The 22,162-nt window shown below is 59.9% G+C and carries 18 protein-coding genes; 8 read left to right on the forward strand and 10 right to left on the reverse strand.

Translation table 11 applies throughout. The features are described from left to right. Positions 1 to 69 precede the first annotated feature (69 nt). Positions 70 to 1,518, forward strand: a complete 1,449-nt coding sequence (locus HMPREF0308_RS01360) for an NAD(P)H-quinone dehydrogenase (RefSeq protein WP_005527995.1) — start codon at positions 70 to 72, stop codon at positions 1,516 to 1,518. A gap of 16 nt (positions 1,519 to 1,534) precedes the next feature. Here the strand turns inward: HMPREF0308_RS01360 and HMPREF0308_RS01365 are convergent, their stop codons facing one another. Next, entirely contained in the window at positions 1,535 to 2,362 is an 828-nt protein-coding gene (locus tag HMPREF0308_RS01365) for an Ltp family lipoprotein (RefSeq protein ID WP_005527997.1), read from the reverse strand. 132 nt (positions 2,363 to 2,494) lie between these two features. Continuing rightward, the gene (locus HMPREF0308_RS01370; protein ID WP_034656549.1) at positions 2,495 to 3,808 is read right to left on the reverse strand and encodes a short-chain fatty acyl-CoA regulator family protein; all 1,314 of its coding nucleotides are present in this window, start codon (positions 3,806 to 3,808) and stop codon (positions 2,495 to 2,497) included. Positions 3,809 to 4,018: 210 nt separating this feature from the next. Here HMPREF0308_RS01370 and prpD point away from each other — a divergent pair, with 210 nt between their 5' ends. From prpD to HMPREF0308_RS01385, 3 genes are all read left to right on the forward strand, one after another. Further along, on the forward strand, positions 4,019 to 5,548 hold the full coding sequence (prpD, locus tag HMPREF0308_RS01375; RefSeq protein ID WP_005528002.1) for a 2-methylcitrate dehydratase PrpD: 1,530 nt from the start codon (positions 4,019 to 4,021) through the stop codon (positions 5,546 to 5,548). Then, on the forward strand, positions 5,549 to 6,478 hold the full coding sequence (gene prpB, locus HMPREF0308_RS01380) for a methylisocitrate lyase (RefSeq protein ID WP_005528003.1): 930 nt from the start codon (positions 5,549 to 5,551) through the stop codon (positions 6,476 to 6,478). It abuts the gene before it with no gap. A gap of 95 nt (positions 6,479 to 6,573) precedes the next feature. Continuing rightward, the gene (locus HMPREF0308_RS01385) at positions 6,574 to 7,725 is read left to right on the forward strand and encodes a bifunctional 2-methylcitrate synthase/citrate synthase (RefSeq protein ID WP_005528004.1); all 1,152 of its coding nucleotides are present in this window, start codon (positions 6,574 to 6,576) and stop codon (positions 7,723 to 7,725) included. On the opposite strand, the gene HMPREF0308_RS01390 is transcribed toward HMPREF0308_RS01385, so the two are convergent. The 3 genes from HMPREF0308_RS01390 to HMPREF0308_RS12900 all read right to left on the reverse strand — a co-directional run bounded on the left by HMPREF0308_RS01390 (position 7,722) and on the right by HMPREF0308_RS12900 (position 11,259). Continuing rightward, the gene (locus HMPREF0308_RS01390; protein WP_005528006.1) at positions 7,722 to 10,157 is read right to left on the reverse strand and encodes a hypothetical protein; all 2,436 of its coding nucleotides are present in this window, start codon (positions 10,155 to 10,157) and stop codon (positions 7,722 to 7,724) included. The genes HMPREF0308_RS01385 and HMPREF0308_RS01390 overlap by 4 nt on opposite strands. Further along, positions 10,147 to 10,833: an ABC transporter ATP-binding protein gene (locus tag HMPREF0308_RS01395; RefSeq protein WP_005528007.1), complete on the reverse strand. Its 687-nt coding sequence runs from the start codon at positions 10,831 to 10,833 to the stop codon at positions 10,147 to 10,149. The genes HMPREF0308_RS01390 and HMPREF0308_RS01395 overlap by 11 nt, the downstream gene beginning before the upstream one ends. 66 nt (positions 10,834 to 10,899) lie before the next feature. Further along, entirely contained in the window at positions 10,900 to 11,259 is a 360-nt protein-coding gene (locus HMPREF0308_RS12900; RefSeq protein WP_005528008.1) for a peptidase inhibitor family I36 protein, read from the reverse strand. A 284-nt stretch (positions 11,260 to 11,543) separates the two neighbouring features. Between HMPREF0308_RS12900 and HMPREF0308_RS01405 the strand changes: the two genes are divergently transcribed. Next, positions 11,544 to 14,975, forward strand: coding sequence for a pyruvate carboxylase (locus tag HMPREF0308_RS01405; RefSeq protein ID WP_005528009.1), 3,432 nt, complete (start codon positions 11,544 to 11,546; stop codon positions 14,973 to 14,975). Between the two features lie 89 nt (positions 14,976 to 15,064). On the opposite strand, the gene HMPREF0308_RS01410 is transcribed toward HMPREF0308_RS01405, so the two are convergent. From HMPREF0308_RS01410 to HMPREF0308_RS13980, 4 genes are all read right to left on the reverse strand, one after another. Beyond that, a complete protein-coding gene (locus tag HMPREF0308_RS01410) occupies positions 15,065 to 15,628 on the reverse strand; it encodes a GNAT family N-acetyltransferase (protein ID WP_005528010.1) in 564 nt (187 codons plus the stop codon). A gap of 18 nt (positions 15,629 to 15,646) precedes the next feature. Beyond that, positions 15,647 to 17,416, reverse strand: coding sequence for an acetyl/propionyl/methylcrotonyl-CoA carboxylase subunit alpha (locus HMPREF0308_RS01415; protein WP_005528011.1), 1,770 nt, complete (start codon positions 17,414 to 17,416; stop codon positions 15,647 to 15,649). A gap of 171 nt (positions 17,417 to 17,587) precedes the next feature. Next, on the reverse strand, positions 17,588 to 18,451 hold the full coding sequence (locus HMPREF0308_RS01420; protein ID WP_005528012.1) for a sulfurtransferase: 864 nt from the start codon (positions 18,449 to 18,451) through the stop codon (positions 17,588 to 17,590). Between the two features lie 143 nt (positions 18,452 to 18,594). Then, positions 18,595 to 18,747, reverse strand: a complete 153-nt coding sequence (locus HMPREF0308_RS13980) for a hypothetical protein (protein ID WP_005528013.1) — start codon at positions 18,745 to 18,747, stop codon at positions 18,595 to 18,597. Positions 18,748 to 18,839: 92 nt separating this feature from the next. Here HMPREF0308_RS13980 and HMPREF0308_RS01425 point away from each other — a divergent pair, with 92 nt between their 5' ends. The 3 genes from HMPREF0308_RS01425 (at position 18,840) to HMPREF0308_RS01435 (ending at position 21,685) form a co-directional block, all read left to right on the forward strand. Then, entirely contained in the window at positions 18,840 to 19,892 is a 1,053-nt protein-coding gene (locus HMPREF0308_RS01425) for a Cj0069 family protein (RefSeq protein ID WP_005528014.1), read from the forward strand. A 187-nt stretch (positions 19,893 to 20,079) separates the two neighbouring features. Next, entirely contained in the window at positions 20,080 to 21,180 is a 1,101-nt protein-coding gene (locus HMPREF0308_RS01430; protein WP_005528015.1) for a DUF4282 domain-containing protein, read from the forward strand. Between the two features lie 166 nt (positions 21,181 to 21,346). Beyond that, the gene (locus HMPREF0308_RS01435) at positions 21,347 to 21,685 is read left to right on the forward strand and encodes a DUF1801 domain-containing protein (protein WP_005528016.1); all 339 of its coding nucleotides are present in this window, start codon (positions 21,347 to 21,349) and stop codon (positions 21,683 to 21,685) included. Between the two features lie 9 nt (positions 21,686 to 21,694). Here HMPREF0308_RS01435 and HMPREF0308_RS01440 read toward each other — a convergent pair whose 3' ends face one another. Continuing rightward, positions 21,695 to 22,117 carry a DUF3151 domain-containing protein gene (locus tag HMPREF0308_RS01440; protein ID WP_005528018.1) on the reverse strand — a complete coding sequence of 141 codons (423 nt, stop codon included), beginning with the start codon at positions 22,115 to 22,117 and terminating at the stop codon, positions 21,695 to 21,697. Positions 22,118 to 22,162: the final 45 nt, after the last annotated feature.

A 22,162-nucleotide genomic window follows, 5' to 3' on the forward strand; every position in this document is an offset into this window, starting at 1 on the left:
CGCAACTACTACACTGTCAAAAGGATTTACCCCATGTCCTTAACAAACTTTATAAAGGAGCAATAGACAGTGACAAAGGAAGCGCTTGACGCAGTAATCGAGGATGCACCGCGCATCGTTATTATCGGTGGCGGCCCAGCAGGCTACGAAGCTGCGATTGCCGGCGCCAAGTATGGAGCACACATTACCCTGGTAGAGGAGCAGGGTCCCGGTGGCTCCTCCGTCCTGTTGGACTGCGTTCCTTCCAAGTCCTTCATTGCTGGTGCAAACCTGCGCACCGACTTCCGTCGAGCTGAAGCCATGGGGCTCAACGAGCAGCTCGGCTCTATGCAGCTGAAGCTGCAGGCGCTCAACGAGCGTGTGCAGGCGCTGGCTGCAAACCAGTCTGCTGATGTGCGTGCGGGCTTGGAGAAGATCGGCGTCAACGTTATCGACGGCCGCGCGAGCTTCAGCGAGGACCAGCATGGTGTGCAGGGCGCGGCGCACAAGGTCGACGTCGCCAAGAGCGATGGCTCCACCGAAACCCTCGAGGCAGACCTCGTGCTCGTGGCAACCGGTGCCACCCCGCGTATCCTGCCGGGCGCGCAGCCGGACGGCGAGCGCATTCTGACCTGGCAGCAGGTTTATGACCTGAAGGAAGAGCCGGAGCACCTCATCGTGGTCGGTTCCGGTGTGACCGGTGCTGAGTTCGTGTCCGCTTTCGCGGAGATGGGCGTCAAGGTAACCATGGTGGCTTCCCGCGACCGTATTCTGCCGCATGACGACGCCGATGCTGCCGACGTCCTCGAGACCGTGCTGGCTGAGCGCGGTGTGGAGCTGGAGAAGAATTGCCGCGTGGAATCCGTATCCCGCACTGAGGACGGCAATGTTGTGGTCAAGACGCAGGACGGCCGCGAGATTCATGGCTCGCACGTCATCATGTCCATCGGCTCCATCCCGAATACCAAGGACCTGGGCCTAGAGTACGTGGGCGTGGCTACTCAGAAGTCCGGCCACATCAAGGTCGACCGCGTCTCCCGCACCAACGTTGCTGGCATCTACGCAGCCGGTGACTGCTCTGACCTCTTCCCGCTGGCTTCCGTGGCGGCTATGCAGGGCCGCATCGCGATGTACCACGCGCTCGGTGAGGGTGTGTCCCCGCTGCGCCTGAAGACCGTGGCCACCGCGGTGTTCACCCGCCCGGAGATCGCCGCCGTGGGCTTTACCCAGGCTGAGATTGAAGCTGGCGAGGTTTCCGCGCGCACCATCACGATGCCGCTGAACACCAACCCGCGCGCGAAGATGCGCTCCCTGAACCACGGTTTCGTGAAGCTGTTCTGCCGCGCCACCTCCGGCCGCGTTATCGGCGGCGTCATCGTCGCGCCGACCGCGTCCGAGCTGATTCTGCCGGTCGCCGTTGCCGTGACCAACCAGCTGACCGTAAACCAGCTGGCTGATTCCTTCGCGGTCTACCCGTCGCTGTCGGGCACCATCACCGAGGCGGCACGCCGTCTCGTGGCACACGACGACTTGGAGTAGAACCGAGAAGTTCTTCCTACATGCCCAGCTGGTCTACGGCCTGCTGGGCTTCTTCGTAGGTGAACTTCTCGCCGTAGTCGCTGGTGAGCTGGTCAATCAGCGCGGCGCCGGACATGCCCATGGTGTCCTGGTAGTTGCGCGCGGACTCCGCGGCCTCGGCGTTCCAGTCGGCTTCGACGTTGTCTACAGCGTACTGCGCCTGCTCCGCAGTGAACTTCTCGCCGTAGTCACTGGTGAGCTGGTCGTAGAGCTTGGCCTTAGAAAATGCCATGGTCTTGATGTAGTTCTTCGCGGAACCTAGGGCCTCGGCGTTCCAGTCCGCCTCGACGTTATCGATGGCGTACTGCGCAGCATCGGCCGGGAACTTCTCGCCGTACTCACTGGTCAACTGATCGTAGAGCTTGGCCTGGGAGAAGTTCATGGTCTTGATGTACTGGTTGGCCTTGCGCAGTGCGTTGCGGTGCTCTACGGGAGCGTTGGGGTCGCCCTCGTCGCCGCTCATGTTTGCTAGGGCGTCGGAAAGCTTGGCGAGGTCACCCGAGGTATCGGAATCTTGTGCAACGTTGCTTTCGGGGACAACGCTGGTCGGATTGTCTGCCGCGGTGTCTTCCTTGTCGCCGCCAGCGCCGGTAGCGACACCAATGATGACGAGCACGGCCAAGGCGCCAGCGCCCCACTTGAAGCAGCCGCCCTTCTTCTTTTTCTTCGGTTCCTGTGGCGGTACAGCACCTGCGCCGTAGGTACCGTCAGCGGCGGGGAAACCTGGTTGTTGGCCAGGTTGTTGGCTGGGTTGTTGACCGGGCTGCTGCAGAGGGTTTGCGTATGGATTGTTTGAGTTGGTCATGGAAAACCTCCAGAAAGAAACAGTTGAGGAGGATGCCTCCCCAGCGAGAGAAATGCTGGGGTGCAACCTTGGGAACACAAGCAGTTTCGCAAAGGCGCTGGACACGGCTTCCGTGCGTTTCGAACGTACGCGCTATCTGGTTTGGTAAGCGTTCTCTGGAGTGGCGTTGAGCTCGAGCTTTACCGGGCGGCTGGCTAGTGGGAAAGCGCGCTGGGCGCAGTTTTCGCGCGGGCAGGCGCTACATCCGGGGCCAATCGGCGTGGCTGCCGACGCCGTGAGCGTCAAAGCATCCGCGTACACCAAGCGGTCGGCTTGGGAGATGTCGCAGCCGAGGCCCACCACAAACTCCTTACGCGGGGTACCCCAGGCCTTGGCTTGGCCTTGCACGAAACGTGCAATCCACAGATAGGTGTGGTCATCCGGCATGGAGGCCACCTGGCGGGTGATGCGGTTGGGGGTTTCGAAAGCGCGGTGGACTATCCACAGCGGGCAGGAGCCGCCACCGCGGGCGAAGTGGAACGCGGTGGAGGACTGGCGCTTGGAGATATTGCCCGCGCGGTCAGTGCGGATGAACGAGAAGGGGACGCCCTTGTTGCCGGGGCGCTGCAGGGTGGATAGACGCTGCGCGGTGGTCTCAAAACCGGTGCCGAAGGTGCCGGCGATGATGTCGATGTCGTAGCGGGTTTCCTCGGCTGTCTCCAGGAACTGGCTATAGGGCATCGTCACGGCCGCGGCGAAATATTGAGCCAGACCAAGGGTACCGATGCGCTGGGCGTCGCCAAGCGGCAGCTCCGCCACGAGCTTCTCGCACAGCTCAGTGTGTGCCAACAGGCAGTACTGCAAAGCCATCTCAAAGACGAGTTGCGACTCCGTCAGTCCCGCACGCAGGTGCAACTCCCTCGTCTGTGGGCGAAACTCACGCCGGGTGACCGGGCTGGAAAAGCGCACGCTCACACCCAACTCCTCCTGCAACTTCGCCGCCAGGCGCCCGCGCCGCAGGACGCGATCGCCCAACTGCAGCGCCAGATCCTCGGCAGCGACGTCGAGTGCGTGGATGTAGTTGTGTGCATCGTAGAAGAAGTCACGCACCGCCTCGAATGGGCCCTCCTGCTGCTGCGGTGCGGCCGCTGCGGCCTCGAGGAAGCGCGGCATCAGCTCCGGGAAACGCGTGACGAGATCGGAAAGCGTGGCCTCGGCGGCGTCGGGAAATAGCCTGCGCAACTCGGTGATGGTGCGCACGTCCTTGTCCGCGGAGAAGTACGTGGGGTCCACCCCAAAGCGTTGGGACAGCTGCATGAGGACGGTGACGGTGAGCGGGCGCTGATCATTTTCCAGCTGGTTGAGGTAGCTCGTGGACAGCTGCAGCTGCTTGGCCATGGCCACTTGAGTGAGTCCTTGTTGCTTGCGAAGTGCGTGGATTCGTGCCCCCGCGTAGTGCTTGCTCATTGTCCAGTCATCCTCTTTATTGCTCTTGAGCAGCTGTTTCCACATGTTTTGCAAAACGGAAAGATAGCTACAACAGATTTACACATTTTACACATGTGGCGCTCGACACGTTCTAGAAATTAATGTGATTTTGCAAACGCAGCACCGTGAGGCGAGGAACCTCACGTTGAAGTCAAGCACCTCACGTCGAAATGTCCCAAAGGAGCACCTGTGATCAACCACGAAGTCCGCACTCACAAGTCCGCCGAGAATTTCCCTATCGAAGAGCACCTTGCCTACAAGATCGCCAAGGTCGCCGCCGACCCAGTTGAGGTACCGGAGGAGACCAAGGAGATGATCATTAACCGCATCATCGACAATGCCTCCGTCGCAGTGGCTTCCGTGGCCCGCCGCCCAGTGACCTCCGCACGCGGAATCGCAGAGGGCCACCCACATGCAGGCGACGCTGCACGCACCGGCAAGGGCGCCAAGATTTTCGGCATCGAGGGCGACTACTCCGCTGAGTGGGCTGCGCTGGCCAACGGCACCGCGGTACGCGAGCTCGACTACCACGACACCTTCCTTGCAGCCGAGTACTCCCACCCAGGCGACAACATCCCGCCGATGATTGCAGTCGCACAGCACAAGGGCCTCGACGGCAAGACCCTCCTGCGCGGCATCGCGACCGGCTACGAAATCCAGGTCAACCTCGTTAAGGCCATCTGCCTCCACGAGTGGAAGATTGACCACGTGGCCCACCTCGGCCCATCCGTTGCAGCAGGTATCGGCACCATGCTCGACCTGCCGGTCGAGACCATCTACCAGGCAATCGGCCAGGCTCTGCACACCACCACCGCTACCCGTCAGTCCCGCAAGGGCCTGATTTCCTCCTGGAAGGCCTACGCGCCGGCATTCGCGGGCAAGATGGGCATCGAGGCCGTCGACCGCGCCATGCGCGGTGAGGGTGCACCGGCTCCTATCTGGGAAGGCGAGGACGGCTTCATTGCATGGATGCTCCACTCCCCAGAGCGCACCTACACCGTGCCGCTTCCTGCCGACGGAGAGGAAAAGCGCGCCATCCTGGACACCTACACCAAGGAGCACTCCGCGGAGTACCAGGCACAGGCACCAATCGACTTGGCACGCCGCATGAAGCAGACCATCGCCGATGCGGGCAAGTCCACCAAGGACATCGAGTCCATCGTGCTGCACACCTCGCACCACACCCACTACGTTATCGGCACCGGCGCTAATGACCCACAGAAGATGGACCCAACTGCCTCCCGCGAGACCCTGGACCACTCCATCATGTATATCTTCGCGGTGGCCCTCGAGGACGGCACCTGGCACCACGTTGACTCCTACGCTCCGGAGCGCGCACAGCGCCCAGAGACCGTGGAGCTGTGGCACAAGATCTCCACAGTGGAGGACCCAGAGTGGACCCGCCGCTACCACTCCCTCGACCTCACCGAGAAGGCATTCGGTGGCAAGGCAGTCATCACATTCACCGACGGCACCGTTATCGAGGATGAGGCAGCTGTTGCCGACGCCCACCCGCTTGGCGCCCGCCCATTCGGCCGCGCTGAGTACATCAACAAGTTCAAGACCCTGGCCACCGGCATCGTCTCCGAGGAGGAGCAGGAGCGCTTCCTCGCAGCGGTACAGAACCTGGAAAACTTGACCGACCTGAGCGAGCTCAACGTCGTTGTCACTCCGGAAGCACTCGCTTCCGCACCTAAGACCCCGGAAGGACTGTTCTAAATGGCTGGACTATTCGGTTCCATCAAGACCAACGCACAAAAGCGCGAGGAGTTCCGTGCCGCCCTCGAGGGCCCCGGAATCACCAAGCTGCCGGGCGCATTCAACCCGCTGACCGCGCGCCTGATTCAAGACCTTGGCGGCTTCAACGGCGTCTACGTGTCCGGTGCCGTGCTGGCCAACGACCTGGGCCTGCCGGACATTGGCCTGACCACGCTCACCGAGGTGGCCCAGCGCGCCGGGCACATCGCCCGCGCCACGGATTTGCCGGTGCTTGTCGACGCCGACACAGGTTTCGGTGAGCCCATGTCCGCCGCCCGCACCGTGGCCGCCCTCGAGGATGCCGGCCTGGCTGGCTGCCACCTTGAGGACCAGGTCAACCCGAAGCGTTGTGGTCACCTCGACGGCAAGGAGGTCGTGCCCACCGACCTGATGGTGCGCCGCATCTCCGCTGCGGTCAACGAGCGCCGCGATGAGAACTTCATCATCTGTGCCCGTACCGACGCTGCTGGCATCCACGGCATCGATGACGCCATCGAGCGTGCCAAGGCCTACGCCGATGCAGGTGCGGACCTCATTTTCACAGAGGCTCTCTACTCGCCGGCTGACTTCGAGAAGTTCCGCGCTGCTGTGGACACCCCGCTGCTGGCGAACATGACTGAGTTCGGCAAGACCGAGCTGCTGTCTGCCCAGCAGCTAGAGGACCTGGGCTACAACGCGGTCATCTGGCCGGTGTCCACCCTCCGCGTGGCTATGGGCGCGACCGAGGATTTCCTGCGGGACTTGCAGGAGACCGGCATCCAGACCGACTGGCTTGAGCGCATGCAGCACCGCTCTCGCCTCTACGAGTTGGTTCGCTACAACGAGTACAACGCCTTCGACCAGGCCGTTTTCACCTACTCCAAGGACGCTTACAAGGCCACCTTCGAGTAAACACCTGGTCCGGGCGAGCAAGGCTCGCCCGCTCCGCGGCGTCGTCAAGCGCCGCCCAAGCAAAGAACAATCTTTCCAAGTAAAAGGAGAACATCATGTCCGAGAACACCCCAGAAATCCGCAAGGGCCTTTACGGCGTCGTCGTTGATGAAACCGCAGTCTCCAAGGTGGTCCCAGAGACCAACTCCCTGACCTACCGCGGATACCCAGTCCAGGAGCTGGCCCGCTACTGCTCCTTCGAGGAAGTGGCCTACCTGCTGTGGAACGGCGAGCTGCCGAACCAGGGTGAACTGGTCCGTTTCTCCGCTCGTGAGAAGGCGCTGCGTCACATCGACCGCCACCTCATCGACCTGATTACCTCGATGCCTAAGTCCTGCCACCCGATGGACGTGCTGCGTACCGCCATCTCCTTCATCGGTTCGCAGGACCCGGAAGAGTACACCAAGGACTCCGAGCACATCCGCCGCACCGCTCTCGAGCTGATGGCCAAGATTCCGACCATCATTGCGCTCGACATCCGACGCCGCCGTGGCGAGGGCTACATCGAGCCAGACCGCAAGAAGGGCTTTGCCGAGAACTTCCTGTGGATGGTCTTCGGCGACGAGGAAGGCTCGCCGGCTAACTCCCGCTCCGATATTGAGGCATTCGACAAGTCCCTCATCCTCTACGCTGAGCACTCCTTCAATGCGTCGACCTTTGCGGCTCGCGTGGTCACCTCGACCATGTCGGACACCTACTCCGCAGTGACCGCCGCAATCGGTGCCCTGAAGGGCCCGCTGCACGGTGGCGCAAACGAGGCCGTCATGCACAACTTCTTAGAGGTTGGCGACCCCGCCAAGGCAGAGGAGTGGACCCTCAATAAGCTCAAGAACAAGGAACTGGTGATGGGCTTTGGTCACCGCGTCTACAAGAACGGTGACTCCCGCGTGCCTACCATGGAGGCAGCATTCCGCGAGCTGGCTAAGGACCACGGCCAGGAGCAGTGGGTAGAGATGTACGAGAAGATGGCCAAGACCATGTATGAGAACACCTCCATCAAGATCCAGCCGAACCTGGACTTCCCGGCTGGCCCCGCGTACCACATCCTGGGCTTCGACATTGAGTTCTTCACCCCGATCTTCGTGATGGCCCGTATCACCGGTTGGACCGCACACATTGTGGAACAGAACGAGAACAACTCGCTTATCCGCCCGCTGTCTGCCTACAACGGCGAGGAACAGCGCTCCGTTCCGCCGAAGCAGATCTAATGAGCCGCTGTGCTTGACGACGGGCGCTGCACGTAGCGAAGGCATGACATGCCAACGCCACTTGCAGCGCCTAGTGCTATTGCGCCTGCAGCAATAAGAAGTGCCTTCCAATCGATAGCAAAGGTGAGGCCATCTCCCATTGCGTAGACCATTCCGGCAAGCGGGAGGATTCCAGCAATACAGCCAGTAATGATCGCAGTACATGCCAGTGTGGCCGTCGTGAGTACAACGATTCTTAGGTGCCAGGAAGAATCGAGGCCAAGTACTTTGAAGGTGGTCTCGATTGCTTCGGTAGCGCGAGCAAGTTGCCGCGAGAAAACAAAGGTTACGGCTAACGCGCTGAGCAGCGCGGCTGCCAAACTGATGTAGAACGCCCGCGGTGTCGAAGAGGTTTGAACCAGCGGCAGTAGTACGAGCTCGTGGGGGATACGGGCTTGCGCAGCGCTATCAAGAAAGCGCTTTTCTTGGTCTTCCTGGAGACCCGTAAAGACCCATTGTGTCCTACCTGCCGGTGCATCTAGTTTCTGCGCCGTGGATTCGAGGATAATTCCTCCAGCCAGCTTCTCCCAGTGAGGTCCGAAGTCGATACTCACCGCTGGAAGGGTTGTGGGACTGGGATTTCTGCTCGTGCTGATTGAAGCATGGTCATGGTCGATGAATCTGTTATCGCGGACCAATGCTCCGGTCGCAAGGACATCTTTTTCCGAGGCAGTAAGCTCTCGGTCTAAGAGCCGTTCTACGTCATGAACGGATTCGACGCCCAGTACACCAAAAGTCCCCGACATCTCCGTGGGCATTTCCAGCGTGGCTTGGACATAAGAAATACGAACTGGGGCGGGCACACCCAACGCAGTGGCGACGTGCTGAACGGAATCAGCGTTTGTAGCTAGGCCATCATCTGTCTTCTTTAAAACGTGTGCCTGGTTTGGGGCGATTGTCGACGTCAAGCTGTCGTTCTCACTGGCTGTAAAACTGGCTGACATCGAACTACTGAACACCGCGGTTCCCATGCACAGGACCAACAACACCAGACCCGTACCAATGAGTTGACGGTGTTTTTCGGCAAATCTCAGGGCCACGCCTGCTGGAGTGTAGGGCCGGCTGGTTCGCGGACAGCGTGCGAGAAGAAGAGAAAAGACGATGCACATCGCCACGGTTGGCGCTGGCGCCCATGTTTCGAATACGTCGGGCCCCAGCAGTGCTGCAGCGAACGTGAAGAGGACAGCGACAAGGACAATAACGACTGCACCCCAGCGTAAGAATGATGCCGATGGGGTCGGTGTCGGGAAGTCCTTCCAGAACGGATGAGGTTGAGCCGACGGCGCGGTGGCAATAGCACCAATCAGGAGTGCTGCTAGTGAGCTAGCGAGAAGAAGCACTAACCATTTCCATGGAATCAGGACTCCAGGATCAGGCAAACCTCCAAGTCCAGAAATGAAAGGGCGCGCACATTGTGCCAGACCTGCACCCAATACGAGTCCTGCGACGGAGTACATCAAGGCTGAACGAAGCAGGATGAATGCGCTGGACTTCCACAATAGGAAGGGCGAGATTCCTAGCTCGAAAAACCGCTGGCTCAACGGGTGAAGTACCTGGTAGGTAATCCGCCACAGGAAGAAGATCAAAGCGCATGGGATGACAACGGCGAACAGGCCGAAGAAGAAGGAATAGCTATCGGCGAATCCTGAAGGCGGCGTTGCGAGCAAGCTTTCTCGGGTGAGAAGCGATGCCGAGAAGGCGTCGTCAAGCGCTGCACGATCGACGAGGTCTGCATCCCCGATCTGACTCCTAATGAACTCGGTGAGGGCTGCAGGAGTCTTTCCTTCGGAACCGAAAACAATTGGCCGGACCGAAGCGGAGGTCATGGAATAAGCGTCAGCGCCGATGGTGTTCCACGTTCCCGACGCGCCGTACACAGCTTCTTCATGCTTGTGGAAGGAATTCGATGCAACGCCAACGATACGGAGAGGTAGCGTGCCGTTGAATGCAGTTGTGTTCTCTCCAAGACTAAGGTTCACGTCCTCGGTGACTACTACCTCGCCAGGAGCGCTAGGCCACTGGCCCTGAACCAATGTCAACCCAAAATCGGGAGCTTGATCTTCCCAGTGAGACTCCTTGTAGACAAGGGAATTTGAAGGATCGCTATCGACATAGAGATCGTAAGTCTCGAGCTGGGCAGTAAATCCCCGCTCTGGGGAATCAAGTTGTGGCAGCGTCTGCTCAACCACGCCCGCCCGCGTGTACACAGGCACGTCCACGCGCACGGCGTTGTTTCCCAATTCTGACTGCGCCTTCTGCTGCGGGGACAACGTCATGAAGAGATCGGCCGAGACAGCAAATGCGAATAATCCTAAGCACACTGCGATTGCCGCTGCGCCGAAGCGGTACCGTTTCGAAGAATGCACGACTTTCGTAATCAGTTCATTGAGCATGCGGGGCTGCTTTCCCGATCTGGCCGTCGATCAGCGTGTAGGCCGTGCTGCAATAGTCGAGCATGATGGGATCGTGGCTGGTTGCTATCACGGTTGTGCCAGTTGATGCGAGCTTTTTGAAGAGTCGAAAAATGCCATGGGAGTTCTCGGAATCGAGCGCAGCAGACGGCTCATCAGCCAAGAGAATTCGCCGGTTCCCAGACAGTGCTCGGGCGATTCCGACTCTTTGACACTGGCCGCGCGACATCTCTGCGGGAAACCGTTGAGCAAGTTCTGCTAGTCCTACCTGGGCTAATGCCTCGGAAGCCTTGTTGTGTGCCGCCGTTTCATCGACACCCGCTGCGGCAAGCACAAGCATGACATTTTCGAGCGCGGTGAGTTCATTCATTAATAAGTCGTCTTGATGGACGAAACCGATTGTGTTGCGGCGCAAGGCGAGTAGTTCCTTGGGAGCAGCGGTGGATACACAGGTATCGAAGACCGAGATTGAGCCTTCATCGATAGGTAGAAGACCTGCAACCGCGCGCAGGAGAGTGGTTTTGCCGGAGCCGCTCTTTCCTGAAATTCCGAGAAACTCACCTTCATCAACCTCTAGGCTTGTGCCCTTGAGAACATGCGTGCGCTGGGCGCCTTCGCCTAAATACTTGTGGACCCTAGATATGGTGACTGTATTCATGAGCTCTTTACAACAGAGAGACACACGCCAAGGTCATTGACCGAGGCGTGTGTGGAAAAGGGATAGCTAGCAGCCTCGGTCAGTTCGCCACGACGACAGACGGTCGTTATTCCAGAAACCGACGTAGTTGTTGCGAGATTGCTGGGTCATGGTGTGACATTTGCCCTGCCCGTTGGCATCGTGATACCAAGCGGCGTTTGACCAAGTGTTGTTGATCCACGACGAAGTCTTATCGTTTGCGTTGCGGGAGACGTTCATCAAACCAATACCTGAGCCCCGAGAGCCAAGGAAACCACCGTAGTTTGCATGATCGAAGATGCACACGAGGTTACCGCCACACTCCCAGTCAGCGGCCTGAGCAGTCGGAACGGCGAGGAGAGAGCTAGCGGCGAGAGTACAGCCTATAGCCAATTTTTTTATCTTCATTGCGAGTCCTTTGGGGTGAAAGATGAAGTTGGTTCTTGTGAACCTGATTGAAGGATAGAAACCGGAACGGGACATGTCAAGAGATTTATATATTTTCAATAAGAAAGTACTTTTTCGGCTTCAGTTCCAAAGTGATATGGGGTGGGGTGTCTAGAGGTATGCATGGTGCGTTTAGTGAGAAACTGAACAATTTCTGTTGTTTGGTATATCGATTTCCGCCCGCGTTGTCGCCTCGGACACTATCCTTAAGTTTGTATTGTGCTTATCTGAAAGGATCACTCCCAGTGTCTGATACCGCCCACAAGTCCTTCTCTAAGATCTTGGTGGCAAACCGCGGCGAAATTGCCGTGCGCGCCTTCCGCGCTGCCTTTGAGGTCGGCTCCAAGACCGTTGCAATTTATCCAAAGGAAGACCGTAATTCCTTCCACCGCTCATTTGCCAATGAGGCAGTCCGCATCGGTACCGAGGGCCAGCCGGTCAAGGCTTACCTCGACATCGACGAGGTCATCCGCGCTGCGAAGAAGTCCGGCGCAGACGCAATCTACCCTGGTTACGGCTTCCTTTCAGAGCGCGCCGATCTAGCTCGTGCGTGCCAGGACAATGGCATCAAGTTCATCGGCCCGACCCCGGAGACCCTGGACCTGACCGGTGACAAGGCCGCCGCTGTGACCGCCGCTCAGGAAGCTGGCCTGCCGACCCTGCAGGACTCCGAGCCTTCCACTGACCCCGATGTACTGGCTGGTTACGCCAAGGACTTCACCTTCCCGGTATTTGTCAAGGCCGTCGCCGGTGGCGGCGGACGCGGCATGCGTTTCATCGAGAACGAGGCCGAGCTCAAGACCAAGTGTGCTGAGGCTTCCCGCGAGGCAGAGGCCGCCTTTGGCGACGGTCACGTCTACCTCGAGACCGCTGTCATCAAGCCCCAGCACATCGAGGTGCAGATTCTGGCTGACTCCCAGGGCAACGTCGTTCACCTCTTCGAGCGTGACTGCTCCGTGCAGCGCCGCCACCAGAAGGTCGTCGAGATCGCTCCCGCCCCGACCCTGGATCCGCAGCTGCGTGACCGCATCTGTGCCGATGCCGTAAAGTTCTGCCAGAACATCAACTACGAGGGCGCCGGCACCGTGGAGTTCCTCGTGGATGAGAAGGGCAACCACGTCTTCATTGAGATGAACCCGCGCGTGCAGGTTGAGCACACCGTGACCGAGGAAGTCACCGGCGTGGACATAGTGAAGTCCCAGATGCAGATCGCCGCTGGTGTCTCCCTGGAGGAGCTCGGCCTGCGCCAGGAAGAGATCACCCTTACCGGCGCTGCTCTTCAGTGCCGTATCACCACTGAGGACCCAGCAAACGGCTTCCGCCCAGACACCGGCACTCTGACCACCTACCGCTCTCCGGGCGGCGCAGGCGTGCGTCTCGACGGCGCAACCGCAGTCGGTGCGGAGATTTCCCCGAACTTCGACTCCTTGCTGGTCAAGATGACCTGCCGTGGCGCTTCCTTCGAGCAGGCAGTCGCTCGCGCGCAGCGCGCGCTCAACGAGTTCACCGTGGCCGGTGTGGCTACTAACATCGGCTTCCTGCGCGCCCTGCTGCGCGAGCCTGACTTCGTGGCCACCCGCGTGGACACCGGCTTCATCCCGGAGCACCCAGACCTGCTCAAGGCTCCGCCGGCAGTGGATGAGTCTGGCCGCATCATCGACTACATCGCTGATGTCACCGTGAATAAGCCAAACGGTGAGCGCCCGACCAAGCTGCGTCCTTTCGACAAGATTCCTACCTTCGACAAGTCCCAGCCACTGCCACGCGGTTCCCGTGATGAGCTGCTGGAGCTCGGTCCGAAGAAGTGGGCTGAGAAGATTCGTGCCCAGTCCGCGCTGGCTGTCACCGACACCACTTTCCGCGATGCGCACCAGTCCCTGCTGGCCACCCGTGTGCGCGGTACCGACTTGGTCACCGCTGCTGAGGCTGTCGCGCGCATGACCCCGGAGCTCTTCTCCGTCGAGGCGTGGGGCGGCGCAACGTACGACGTCGCCATGCGCTTCCTCAAGGAGGACCCGTGGGTCCGCCTGGATCTGCTGCGTGAGGCAATGCCGAACCAGAACATCCAGATGCTGCTGCGCGGCCGCAACACCGTGGGCTATTCGCCGTACTCCAACGATGTGTGCACCAGCTTCGTGCAGGAGGCCGCCAAGTCCGGCGTGGATGTCTTCCGCATCTTTGACGCACTGAACGACGTCACCCAGATGCGCCCGGCTATCGACGCCGTCCTGGAGACCAACACCACCGTGGCTGAGGTTGCTATGGCCTACTCGGGCGACATGTGCTCGCCGGGGGAGAAGCTCTACACGCTGGACTACTACCTGAAGCTGGCTGAGGAAATCGTGAACACCGGTGCGCACGTGCTGGCCATTAAGGATATGGCTGGCCTGCTGCGTCCGGAGTCCGCTTCCAAGCTGGTCATGGCGCTACGCAAGGAATTCGACCTGCCGGTCCACGTCCACACTCACGACACCGCGGGCGGCCAGCTGGCTACTTACTACGCTGCGGCGCTCTCTGGCGCGGACATCGTCGACGGTGCTTCCGCACCGCTGGCTGGCACCACTTCGCAGCCTTCGCTGTCCGCCATCATCGCGGCGTTCTCCAACTCCTCGCGCGACACCGGCATCGATCTGCAGGCCGTCTCCGATCTCGAGCCTTACTGGGAGGCTGTCCGCCAGCTCTACCGTCCGTTTGAGAAGGGCATTCCTGGCCCGACCGGCCGTGTCTACCGCCACGAGATTCCAGGCGGCCAGCTGTCCAACCTGCGTGCGCAGGCTACCGCGCTTGGCTTGGAGGACCGTTTCGAGGTCATCGAGGACACCTATGCCGCTGTCAATGAGATGCTTGGCCGTCCGACCAAGGTGACCCCGTCCTCCAAGGTTGTTGGTGACTTGGCTCTGCACCTCGTGGGGGCGGGCGTCGATCCAGCAGACTTCGAGGCCAACCCCACCAAGTACGACATCCCGGATTCCGTCATCGCGTTCCTCCGCGGTGAGCTCGGTACCCCTCCGGGTGGCTGGCCACCGCTGCGCGACAAGGTCCTTGAGGGCCGCGCGCCTGGCGACGTCTCCGTCAAGCCAGTACCGGAAGAGGAGAAAGCTCACCTGGTCTCCGACAACTCTGACGAGCGCCGTGCGTCCCTGAACCGACTGCTCTTCCCGAAGCAGTTCGAGGAGTTCAATGAGTTCCGCCGCACCTTTGGCAACACTGAGGCGCTCACGGACACCGTCTTCCTCTACGGCTTGGAAGAGGGCAACGACTACATCGTCCACTACTTCCCGGAGGGCTCTAACGACCGTGCGGATCTCAAGACGATCACGCTTCGTCTCGACGCCCTCGGCGAGCCGGATGAGAAGGGCATGCGCAACGTTGTGCTCAACGTCAATGGCCAGATTCGCCCGATGAAGGTCCGCGACAACAACGTGGAGTCCTCCGTGGCCACCGTGGAGAAGGCCGACCCGTCCAACGACGGCCACGTGGCCGCGCCGTTCGCGGGCGTGGTCAACGCCACCGTGAAGGCTGGCGACGAGGTCAAGGCCGGCGACCAAGTCGCCGTCATCGAGGCCATGAAGATGGAAGCCTCCATCTCCGCAACCAAGGACGGCAAGGTCGAGCGCGTAGCCATCGGCCAGGCCACCAAGGTCGAAGGTGGCGACCTCATCGTGGTCATTAACTAATCGGCTATAAGCTGTCAACAGAAGAGCGCCCCTCCCGCTGACCTTTGAAGCGTCGGCGGGAAGGGCGCTCTATTCTGCGCGGTTGCAACCTAGTGGGCGAAGTACTTGACCATGGTGGGCGCCTCCGAATTACCGGGGACGGTGATGTCTTCGAAGCCTTCGGATTCGTAGAGCTTGCGGGCGCCAGGGTTCTTGGGGTCGACCCACAGTGCAATCGCGGGGGCCTCTTGGGCCGCAGCGAGGTCGCAAATGTTGCGCAGCAGGCGGCGGCCTACGCCTAAGCCACGGTAGCGGTATTCCACCGCGATGAATAGCTCGGGGATTTCCTCTGGGTCAAAACGGGTTGCCCACTGGGATTCGTCGAAAGGCTCTGCTTCCGGGTTACCCAGGTACGCCGCACCTTTGCGCGCACCGGTGTAGTAGCGCAGCCACGCACCGCCCATCGGTACGTTATGACTGGAAACGGCGATGCAGCCGCCGTCGACAAGCGGCGACCATTCGTCGATGTACAGGCCCACGTCTGCCGTGTGGAAGTCAGGGACGGCAGCCTCTTCGTCGCCCAAAACATCAGCGAGGAAGAGCAGACGGGACAGGTAGGTCCGGTCTGGCTCCTTGGCCAGCCGGACCCCATAAGCAGAGTCGTTGGCAGTCATTCCACCGACTCTAGTGAGCTATTTGATCTCCAGCAATGGGGTGCCCTTGTTGATCTGGGCGCCCTGCTCCACAGCGAGGCCGGTCACGGTGCCGGACTTGTGGGCCTTGACTGGGTTTTCCATCTTCATGGCCTCGAGGATGAGCACGACGTCGCCTTCTGCGACCTCCTGGCCCTCCTCGACGTTGACCTTGATGACGGTGCCCTGCATTGGTGCCACGACGGCGTCGCCAGACGCAGCGGCCTTGGCGCCGCCACCGCGACGCTTCTTGGACTTCTTGCGCGGAGAACCGCCACCGAAGATGAGGTTGGACGGCAGCGCAATCTCAATGCGGCGGCCAGCGACCTCAACCACGAACTTCTGGGCTGGGTCTGCATCGTCCTCAGCCGGAGCATCTGGGTCGACGTACGCAGGCAGCTCGCCCACCCACTCTTCTTCAATCCACTTGGTGTAGACATCGAAGGACCCGTTCTCAGCGGTAAACGCAGGGTCGCTCACGATGGCCTGGTGGAAAGGAATGACGGTCGGAAGGCCCTCGACGGTGTACTCCGACAGGGCGCGGCGTGCGCGCTGCAGCGCGGTCTCGCGGTCTTGACCCCAGACGATGAGCTTGGCCAGCATGGAGTCGAACTGGCCACCGATGACGGAGCCTTCACGCACGCCGGAATCCACACGCACGCCTGGGCCTGCTGGCTCTGCATACTTGACGACGTTGCCCGGTGCCGGCATGAAGCCAGCCGCAGCGTCCTCGCCGTTGATGCGGAACTCGAATGCGTGGCCGCGCGGGGTTGGGTCCTCGGTGAAGGAAAGCTTGCCACCCTCTGCGATGTTGAACTGCTCGCGCACGAGGTCGAGGCCGGTGGTCTCCTCGGAAACCGGGTGCTCGACCTGCAGACGGGTATTGACCTCAAGGAAGGAGATGAGACCGTCGGAGCCAACGAGGTACTCGACGGTACCTGCGCCGTAGTAGCCTGCCTCGCGGCAAATGCGCTTAGCGGACTCGTGGATGGAAGCGCGCTGCTCGTCGGTGAGGAACGGCGCTGGTGCTTCCTCCACTAACTTCTGGAAGCGGCGCTGCAGGGAGCAGTCGCGGGTGCCCACGACGACGACGTTGCCGTGCTGGTCAGCTAGGACCTGGGCCTCAACGTGGCGAGCCTTGTCGAGGTAGCGCTCGACGAAGCATTCGCCGCGGCCGAATGCTGCGGTGGCCTCACGGGTAGCGGAGTCGAAGAGCTCTGCGACCTCGTCGCGGTTGTAGGCAACCTTCATACCGCGTCCGCCGCCGCCGAAGGCAGCCTTGATAGCGATAGGCAGGCCATGCTCGTCGGCGAAGGCCTCAACCTCGGCGGCATCCTTGACCGGGTCTGGGGTGCCTGGCGCCATTGGGGCGTCGGCGCGCTCGGCGATGTGGCGGGCAGTGACCTTGTCGCCCAAGTCGCGGATGGACTGTGGGGAAGGGCCGATCCAGATGAGGCCTGCGTCGATGACAGCCTGGGCGAAGTCGGCGTTCTCAGACAAGAAGCCGTAGCCCGGGTGAATGGCGTTGGCGCCGGACTTTTCTGCGGCGTCGAGAATCTTGTCAAAGACAAGGTAGGACTCGGCGGAATTTTGGCCGCCGAGGGCGAAAGCCTCGTCTGCCAAAGCTACGAAAGGCGCGTCGGCGTCTGGCTCTGCATACACAGCGACGGAGGCGATGCCAGCGTCGCGCGCGGCGCGGATCACGCGGACTGCAATCTCACCGCGGTTAGCAACTAGCACCTTGGTGATCTTCTTGGTTTCAACTGCCACGGCAGAAACCCTCCTGATAAAACTCGAATTGGACTGTCCACTATTCTTGCACACAAAAACATGAGAAAACCGTCAGGTTCCGGTTTTGTTTCCAAAAATAATCCCGCACCAGCGTGGATGCGGGAAAATGCGGCGTGTTGAGTGCGCAAGTATGATGCTTCTCGCTATCGATTAACCTTCGATAGGCATGCGGATCATGTTGCCCCATTCGGCCCAGGAGCCGTCGTAGACCTTGGCGTCCTTGAACCCAAGGAGGAAGGTCAAGACAAACCAGGTGTGCGCAGCCTGTGCGCCGACGTGGGAGTAGAGGACGGTCTCGGAAGCAGGTTCCAGCTCGCCGTAGTTTACGTTGAGCTCGGAAAGCGCGCGGAAGCAGCCGTTGGGGTAGACCGCGCGGTCCCACTCTAGGTTCACGGCGCCTGGGATGTGGCCGTGGCGCATGGTGGTGCCGTATGCGGAGTCGCCGTTGGGGGACTCGTGGGTGGCCTCGCCAAAGAACTCCTCCGGCGTGCGGGTGTCTACGAGTTTTGCGGTCGTGCCGCGAACTTGGTCCACAAAGATGCGGTAAGTCTCGTCGTTGCGCTCTACCTCTGGGTAATCAGACTCTGGGAAGTCGGGAACCATAAAAGAGGTGTCGCGCTCTTCGGTAACCCAAGCATCTCGGCCACCGTCGAGGAGACGGACGTCCGGGTGGCCGTAAAGCTCAAATACCCACAGGGCGTAGGCGGCCCACCAGTTGGCTTTGTCGCCGTAGATAACCACAGTGTCATCGCGCTTGATTCCTTTGTCGCGCATGAGCTGTGCGAAGCCTTCCGCGCTGACGATGTCGCGGGTAACGGGGTCCAGTAGCTCCGTCTGGAAGTTGATGCGGGAGGCGGTGGGCACGTGGCCGATGTCGTAGAGGAGGGAATCCTCGTCAACCTCGATTACGCGTAGGCCTTTAATGCCTAGGCGGGCCGATAGCCAGGGTGCAGATACGAGACGTTCTGGGTGTGCATACTCTTGGAACGGAGGATTGGGATCGAACTCGGCCATGGTTCGCCTACCTTTCTATGAAGGGGATTTTGGTTAGGCATGTTTAGTCAAATCAACTTTAACGCGAAAACCTCTAGATTGGTCACCCAGTGCCCCTACTGTGTCGTTGGATACATTCTTGGCCTACTGTGCATGAGTCGAAACTACTGGTTATAACAAGTGTGCAGGTCAAGCCCTAAAAATGATTTCTGAGCGGCGAAAATGACCGGGGTTAAGGCGGGGTTAGCAAGCGAGCGCAGGGTCAAATACTGCGATATTTTTAAAACGTGGTGCGGTGCAGAACGCTGCATATTCACTCTCTAATTCTCGTTAAATATGGCGGGCCAGAGCAGTAGTGGCCCTGTGTGCCGGACCAATACCCACAAACCCCAAACGAAAGGGAATTGCTGTGCATAAGGCAATCGTCGTCTTCGAGGTCGAGGGCGGATCTGACAAGCAGCTCAACGGTCACCGCAAGGACACCATGCCTATCGTCGACTCCATTAAGGAAGCCGGCTGGCACTCCGAGGTCGTGTTCTTCCGCCCAGAGTGGTCCGAGCGCATCTTCGAGTACGTCTCTGAGAACTTTGACGCTTACATCTCCCGCGTGAACCCAGGCAACATCCCGGGTGGCGAGAAGGGCTATTTCGACCTGTTGACCAAGCTCTCTGAGGCTGGCCTGGTAGGCATGTCCACTCCTTACGAGATGATGGCATATGGCGCAAAGGATGCGCTGGTCAAGCTCAACGACACTGAACTAGTCCCGGCTGACACCGCGGCTTATTACGACGTTGAGTCTTTCCACAACACCTTCCCGACCTCCATCTCCTACGGTGAGCGCGTTCTTAAGCAGAACCGCGGCTCGACCGGTGAGGGCATCTGGCGCGTCCAGATTGAGGACAAGTCCCTTGAAGTAACTCCGGGCACCGCGCTTCCGCTGGACACCAAGCTCAAGTGCACCGAGGCTGTGGACAACCACACCGAGGTTCGCGAGCTCGGCGAGTTCATGGACTTCTGCGACCAGTACATTATCGGTGACAACGGCATGCTCGTCGATATGCGCTTCATGCCGCGCATCGTTGAGGGCGAGATCCGCATTCTTCTCGTTGGTCCGGATCCAGTATTCGTGGTCCACAAGAAGCCAGCTGAAGGCGGCGATAACTTCTCCGCTACCTTGTTCTCCGGTGCGAAGTACACCTACGACAAGCCAGAGGCTTGGCAGAGCTTGGTTGACATGTTCGCAGAGGTTCGCCCTGTCATCGCTGAGAAGCTCGGCGGCGACAACATTCCGCTTATCTGGACTGCTGACTTCATGCTTGCCGACGGCGAGAATGGCGAGGACACCTATGTTCTCGGCGAGATTAACTGCTCCTGCGTTGGCTTCACCTCTGAGCTCGACATGGGCATCCAGGAGAAGGTTGCAGCTGAGGCAATCAAGCGCGTGGAAGCAAAGCACGCTTAAGGTATAGCCATAAATCAGCTTTATCTTCAATAACTCCGTAGTCTCCAACAGGGAGGGTACGGGGTTATTTTTGTACTCATAACAAGGGGAGTGGTCCCCATTGGGCTGCCGATTGGTTTTATCTGTTGTATTTTCAAGTGTGCGTGATTTAAGACGCAGTTAAGTAATCGAAAGGAAAATCTCGCTTATGGCCAATCCAGACCAGTACGGAGAAAAGAACTCCGAGCAGAACCCGCAGCATGCCGCCGAGGACTCATTTGGTTCCTCCTCCTTCGGCAATTCTGACTTTGGTAGCTCCGACTTAGGGCAGTCTGATTTTGGTGGTTCTTCCTTTGGAGCAGCTAGCTCTTTCGATTCTTCCGAAGCTTCCGGCGTACACCATGCAGAAGGCGAAGAGACCTTAAGCTTTGGAGAAAACTCCGTGGCTAACCACGCTTCTGATTCGGACTTCGGCGCTTCAGAGTTCGGTGGTTCGGACTTTGGCAGCAACAATGACTTTGGCGGCTCTGACTTCGGCAACAGCGACTTTGATAGCAACGACTTCGGCAACAGCGACTTCGGCCAAGCTGATTTCTCCCAGGCAAGCTATGCAGGTTCTGATAACTCTGTAGCCGGCTCCTCGAATGCCGCTGGCTCCGCGGCAGAACCAGCGTCAAGCAATGGCTTCAATCAGGGTGGCTTCGGTCAGCCGGTCCCGCCTGCAGGCAACTTCAACCAGGGCGGCTTCAACCAGCAGTTCCAGAGCCAGCAGAACCAGCCGGGCCAGCCACAGCAGGGCTTTGGCGGATTCCCGCAGCAGGGGCAGCCGCAGCCAGGTCAGCCAGGCCAGCAGGCTTTTGGCGGCTATCCACAGCAGAACCACGGCGGCTTCAACCAGCCAGCACAGCAGGGCTTTGGCCCGTACCCACAGGGCCTGCAGCAGGCACAGCCGCAGAAGGATAGCTTCTTCAAGTCCCTATTCGACTTCAAGTTCTCCAGCTTCATCACCGTGAAGTTCGCTTCCGTCATCTACATCATCGCGATGATAGTCGGTGTCCTGTGGTGGCTCGGTGGCCTGCTCTTCGCAGTCATGGGCGGCTCCCTCGGCGGCCTCGCTGGCTCGTTGTCCGGCAGCTCCTTCGGTGGCGGCATGGCAGTGATGATGATCTTCGGACACCTCATTTTCGGCACCCTGGGCTTGGTCCTTTACCTTATCCAGGTTCGCCTCGTTCTGGAGTTCTTCGTGGCAAACATCCAGACCACTGAGAACACCAAGAAGCTCGTTGAAAACGCTGAGGCGGACAAGTAAGGCTCTTTTGAGTAACGAACACCAGAGTTCGTTGGTTTTCCACCTTCCCCCGGTTCTTCCTGAATAGGAACGAACCGGGGTTTGCTGTTTGGGCGTGCTTGGCAGCCAAGTTTGTATATCCTGCTTGGGATAACGGTGGTTACCGAATTGGAAAACCGAGGCTCCCATGACTGACTTTGAATCGATAGCCGGCGTCGGCAAGCGCGGGCTCGAGCGCCTGAATGCGGCGTTGCAGGAGCAGGGGATGGACCTTCACGGCGCACCAGCCCCGGAGGACCGCAGCGCGACCTTCACTCGCGGACACACAGGCAAAAACTCCGAGGATATGGCAGGGGCCAAGATTTCTCTTTATGGGCTACCGCACGATGAGGATCTGCTGGAACGACTCGTTAAGCACACCGTGAGCAAGTCCTGTCTGTACATTAACAAGCCAGAAGACGTAGACCTTAAGGTGCTCGAGGAGCTCATTCGGCGCGGCTGGGAATCCGCGCCCGCCGGCTGCTAGAAAGTTACTTTAGTCAAGGAGACGGGCGACGGAGTCTGGGTCGGCGTCGGAAAGCATCTGGCGGAGACGGTCGTACTCGTCCTCCTCACCAATGGCCTGCGCCGCGTGCGCGAGGGCAGCAATGGCGCGCAGGACGCCCTGGTTCGGCTCGTGCTCGAAAGGAACCGGACCCCAGCCCTTCCAGCCGTTGCCGCGCAGGCGGTCAAGGCTGCGGTGGTAGCCCGTGCGGGCATAGGCATAAGCGGTGATGTAGGCAGTAGGCATGGCCTCATCCTCGCGCAAGCGCGTGAGCTCCTGCTCGGCGAGCAAAGCCCACAGCAGCGGGGAGTTGGGGTATTCTACAATGCCAGCCTGCAGGTCAGCGGTGGAATCAGCGCCGGGATCAGCAGGCAGCTTGATGGGGGCGGGTGCGAGCATGTCTTTCATTTCCATGCCCGCTAGACTACCGCGCCCGCCGGACAATGGCAGCGGCCACGT

Origin of the sequence: Corynebacterium striatum ATCC 6940, assembly GCF_000159135.1 — a bacterium.
GTDB classification, from domain to species: Bacteria; Actinomycetota; Actinomycetes; order Mycobacteriales; family Mycobacteriaceae; genus Corynebacterium; species Corynebacterium striatum.